This window comes from Viridibacillus arenosi (assembly GCF_001955655.1).
Classification (GTDB): domain Bacteria; phylum Bacillota; class Bacilli; order Bacillales_A; family Planococcaceae; genus Viridibacillus; species Viridibacillus arenosi.
The window spans coordinates 1-4404 of record NZ_MSPW01000033.1 but is presented as its reverse complement, the minus strand read 5'-3'; the positions used below and the strand labels follow the sequence as shown (position 1 = coordinate 4404).

Sequence of the window (4404 nt, the reverse complement as noted above, 5' to 3'; positions counted from 1 at the left end):
TTCGAACCCCCGCGCGGTATGACCCGCCTGTCGGTTTTCAAGACCGATCCCTTCAGCCAGACTTGGGTATTCCTCCGAAGAAAGTATGTTGTTGTCTTTCTGACAAGTAATACTTTATCATGTATTAAATATCTCGTCAACACTTTTTAATAAAAAAATTAAATTAATATTTAAAAGGTCTATTTTACAGAGTTTTTTAAAGTGAAAAGTATTTTAATTAGAAGGTGAAAAATCGCTTGAAATAAGATATTAATCGATCTTAGGACTATTCTTTTGTTAATTGTAATATTTCGTTTCATGCTTTTATATTGATTTTTTTCATTATTCTTCGTATACTAATAGATGCCGTGCTAGGTGGGAAGGTAGCGGTGTCCTATAACTCGCAATCCGCTCTAGCGAGACTGAAGTCCTTTTCTAAGGCTGTCCGTATGTTTGGTCTGCCTTTTGCACGTAGTGTTGACGATTGGGTCCTACGCAATGCGTACCCGCGAACCATGTCAGGTCCGGAAGGAAGCAGCATTAAGCGGCTTATCGCATGTGCCGTAGGGTTGCCTAATCAGAGCTAACGACAAAAGTAACGCTTATGTACGGCTGTCGAAGGAAGGTGCACGGCATTTATCGTGCAAATTTCAAACTCATTCGTCGTTTTCGGCGAATGAGTTTTTTATTTTATCTAAAGGTATCGAGCGGCTTTAATAAGCGCTCTTATGGTATAATAAATACATTCAAATAATCGGCAAAAAAGGAGAGGGAAACGTTGACGTATCAAGCTTTTTATCGTGTGTATCGCCCGCAATCATTCAGAGAAATGTCAGGACAGTCGCATGTTAAACGGACCCTCCAAAATGCTCTCCTTGCCAATAAAACTACGCATGCTTATTTATTCTCTGGACCTCGTGGTACAGGGAAAACAAGTACAGCGAAAATATTTGCAAAAGCATTAAATTGTGAGCATGCACCAACTGAAGAACCGTGTAATACATGTGCAACGTGCATTAGTATCACAAATGGGTCACATCCTGATGTCATTGAATTTGATGCTGCATCTAACTCTCGCGTGGAGGAAATGCGTGAGATTATTGAAAAAGTACGTTTTGCACCTGCAAGTGCCCGATTTAAGGTGTATATCATCGATGAAGTCCATATGTTATCTACAAGTGCATTTAATGCTCTACTTAAAACTTTAGAAGAACCGCCTGCGCATGTTGTATTTATATTGGCAACGACGGAGCCGCATAAGCTGCCAGCGACTATTATTTCACGTTGTCAAAGATTCGATTTTAAACGACTTTCTTCTATTGATTTATTGGAACGTATGAAAATCGTTTTAGAAGATATAGAACTACAATATGATGAGCAAGCGTTGAAGGTCATCGCTCAATCTGCTGCCGGAGGTATGCGAGACGCATTGAGTATGTTGGATCAAGTTGTATCTTTCAGTGGGGACAAGTTAACGCTAGAGGATGCTCTATTCGTGACAGGGTCTATAAGTCAGGAAGTCTTCTATGATTTAGCAAAAGCATTAGGAGATAAAGATATTGCACAAGTATTAGCGCTTTTAGAAAAATTAATAAGTGAAGGAAAAGATGCGGTGCGTCTATCAGAAGATCTCATCACATTTTTCCGTGACCTATTACTAATTCAAACAGCCCCTGATTTAGAGGATCTACTTGAGCTTGCCTCGTCAGATGAAAAGTTCAAAACTTTAGCCAACCAATTTACAACGGATACGTTATATGGATATGTTGATATCCTTTCGAAGACGCAACAAGAAATGCGTTTTTCACATCATTCCAAAATTTACTTAGAGACTGCTTTACTGAAAATGGCGCAATTCGCTCCAGGTCAACCCATCACTCAAGGCACTATTCAAGAAAATAGTCCAATGATGACGCAATCTACCGGCGAATCACCTAACGTTGCAGACCTTGAATCGAAAATTGCCTCTTTAGAACAAATTGTTCTGCAACTTCAACAAGGTGGCCAACAGCAACGTAATGCAGCACCTGCTCAACAACGACAACGACCAAAAGTGGATAGTGGTATGAAAATTAATGTTGGTCGTATCCAAGAGGTACTTAAAGTAGCAACGAAAAAAGATTTGCAAATGATAAAATCAGCGTGGTCTGATGTGCTAAACCAACTTCAAAAATCGCAATCAGCACTTTTGGAAGACGCTGAACCTGTGGCAGCATCTTCTAATGCGTTTGTGTTAAAATTAAAGCAGGGAGTTTATTGCACGATAGGTACTAATAATGGTACATTTTCAGCGATGTCTACAATCTTACAACCATTAACAGGTGTGGCCTATGAAATTGTAGTAGTGCCCGAGGATAATTGGCTGAAAATACGTGCAGACTTCATTCGTCAGCATGGTCTGGACAAACAGGTGCATTCATTAGAAGAAACACCTGCAGATAATGTAAACGAAATGACAGAACCTCTTTTTGTAGAGGAGCGAATTCCTTCAGAGGATCCGCTTGTCGCAAAAGCAGAGGAGCTTTTTGGTAAAGGTTTTGTAGAAATACTAGAAGAGTGAATTTTAATTATTTTGAGGAGGAAACTAATATGCGTGGTATGGGAAATATGAATAACATGATGAAACAAATGCAAAAAATGCAAAAGAAAATGATGGAAGCTCAAGAAGAACTAGCTGTTCAGGTATTTGAAGGTGTAGCTGGTGGTGGTATGGTGAAAGTAGTTATATCTGGTGAGAAGAAAGTGACTGACGTAATTCTTGATGAATCAGTAGTAGATCCAGAAGATATCGAAATGTTACAAGATCTAATTATCATCGCTACAAACGAAGCGATTAAAAAAGTAGACGAAACTACAAATGCTACAATGGGACAATTCACGAAAGGTATGAACCTTCCCGGCATGTTCTAGGAGGAATTGATATGCATTATCCTGAACCGATATCAAAATTAATTGATAGTTTTATGAAATTGCCAGGTATCGGGCCGAAAACCGCGGCTCGACTGGCGTTTTTTGTGTTAACAATGAAGGAAGATACTGTCCTATCATTTGCAAAAGCATTAGTTGATGCTAAACGTAACTTAACTTATTGTTCAGTTTGTGGTCATATTACTGATGTGGATCCATGTCATATTTGTCAGGATAAACAGCGTGATGCTTCAACGATCTGTGTTGTTCAAGATCCTAAAGATGTGATAGCCATGGAAAAAATGCGTGACTATCACGGCTTATATCACGTGCTTCATGGTGCAATCTCGCCAATGGACGGTATTGGCCCGGAAGATATTAATGTACCTACATTGTTGAAAAGATTACAAGATGATCAAGTACAGGAATTAATTTTAGCTACAAACCCTACTATAGAAGGTGAAGCTACTGCAATGTACATTTCGCGCCTAGTAAAACCATCGGGTATACGTACAACTCGTATAGCTCACGGTTTACCTGTAGGTGGCGATTTGGAATATGCTGATGAAGTAACTTTATCAAAAGCGTTAGAAGGAAGACGTGAACTGTAAAGTAAGGGGCGAACATGATGTTTTTTCGTAAACAAAAGCTACGTCAAGAATTTGATGAGAAGTTAGTGGTTCTAATGAGAGAAACCAAAGAAGACTGGCAGCAGACGCAAGAGATTGAAGGTTTACTAGATGATTATGATCTAGATACAATCGCGCAGCGTAAAATTGCTGAAAGTAAACACTTCTATCTATTTAAAGAAGCGCGTATTCGAAAAATCTTATTAAGAAAATGAATTAAAAACAGCATCCCAATCATATATTTCACTACTATCATAAAAGGAGTGGGATATATATGATGTGGAAACCGATTGTTGGTTTCGTAGGGGTGTTGTTTTTTTTCTTCCTATTAATGAGAACAAGAAAGCATTGGGGTAAAGCAATTGAGTGGCTATCAATTTTTTGGTTTCGTATAGCATTTTCTTTTGTACTACTGTTCGCACTACACTATTTATTAGGTTTTGCAGGATTGTTTGTTCCTATTAACTTTTTCTCTAGCTTGTTGGTTGCACTATTAGGTATACCAGGAGTAGCCTCTGTATTAGCAATTTCAATCTACTATAACTTTTTTTGAAAAACACTTGCGCACGCTTATAAAGCGTGTTATATTAGTTAAGTTGCTAATTTAAGTAACAGATCAACTAAAAAAACAATCTTAAAAAGTTGTTGACAACGAGAAGTGAAGTTGATATAATATAAAGGTTGCTACTAAAACTAAGCAACTTGTCAGGACGGTAACTAAAAAAGAAATTTTTAAAAGTTATTGACAACGAAATGTTATCCTGATATAATATTAAAAGTCGACTAGACATCGACCGAATACAATGAACCTTGAAAACTGAACATGCAAGACGTTAATCAATAAATGTTTTTGAACATCAACTCTGTTGGTGGATCAAAACAAAAATAG

5 protein-coding genes and 1 other RNA gene are annotated in these 4404 nt (G+C 37.9%); all 6 read left to right on the top strand.

What is annotated here, in order from left to right; translation table 11 throughout:
• The first annotated feature begins 345 nt into the window (after nt 1–345).
• Nucleotides 346–612, top strand: an RNA gene (gene ffs, locus BK137_RS21555) — signal recognition particle sRNA large type.
• Between the two features lie 145 nt (nt 613–757).
• Nucleotides 758–2539: a DNA polymerase III subunit gamma/tau gene (gene dnaX / locus BK137_RS21550; protein WP_038181018.1), complete on the top strand. Its 1782-nt coding sequence runs from the start codon at nt 758–760 to the stop codon at nt 2537–2539.
• 29 nt (nt 2540–2568) lie between these two features.
• Nucleotides 2569–2889, top strand: coding sequence for a YbaB/EbfC family nucleoid-associated protein (locus BK137_RS21545; protein ID WP_038181016.1), 321 nt, complete (start codon nt 2569–2571; stop codon nt 2887–2889).
• 11 nt (nt 2890–2900) lie between these two features.
• On the top strand, nt 2901–3497 hold the full coding sequence (gene recR, locus BK137_RS21540; RefSeq protein WP_038181014.1) for a recombination mediator RecR: 597 nt from the start codon (nt 2901–2903) through the stop codon (nt 3495–3497).
• A 17-nt stretch (nt 3498–3514) separates the two neighbouring features.
• Nucleotides 3515–3730 carry a YaaL family protein gene (locus tag BK137_RS21535; RefSeq protein ID WP_081730036.1) on the top strand — a complete coding sequence of 72 codons (216 nt, stop codon included), beginning with the start codon at nt 3515–3517 and terminating at the stop codon, nt 3728–3730.
• Nucleotides 3731–3789: 59 nt separating this feature from the next.
• Complete coding sequence (locus tag BK137_RS21530; protein ID WP_038181008.1) at nt 3790–4068, top strand: pro-sigmaK processing inhibitor BofA family protein; 279 nt, start codon at nt 3790–3792, stop codon at nt 4066–4068.
• Nucleotides 4069–4404 lie beyond the last annotated feature (336 nt).

Excerpts from the sequence above, each read along its gene's own strand:
- recR (WP_038181014.1), top strand. The coding sequence starts at position 2,901 with ATGCATTATCCTGAACCGATATCAAAATTAATTGATAGTTTTATGAAA.
- BK137_RS21535 (WP_081730036.1), top strand. The coding sequence starts at position 3,515 with ATGTTTTTTCGTAAACAAAAGCTACGTCAAGAATTTGATGAGAAGTTA.
- BK137_RS21545 (WP_038181016.1), top strand. The coding sequence starts at position 2,569 with ATGCGTGGTATGGGAAATATGAATAACATGATGAAACAAATGCAAAAA.
- BK137_RS21530 (WP_038181008.1), top strand. The coding sequence starts at position 3,790 with ATGATGTGGAAACCGATTGTTGGTTTCGTAGGGGTGTTGTTTTTTTTC.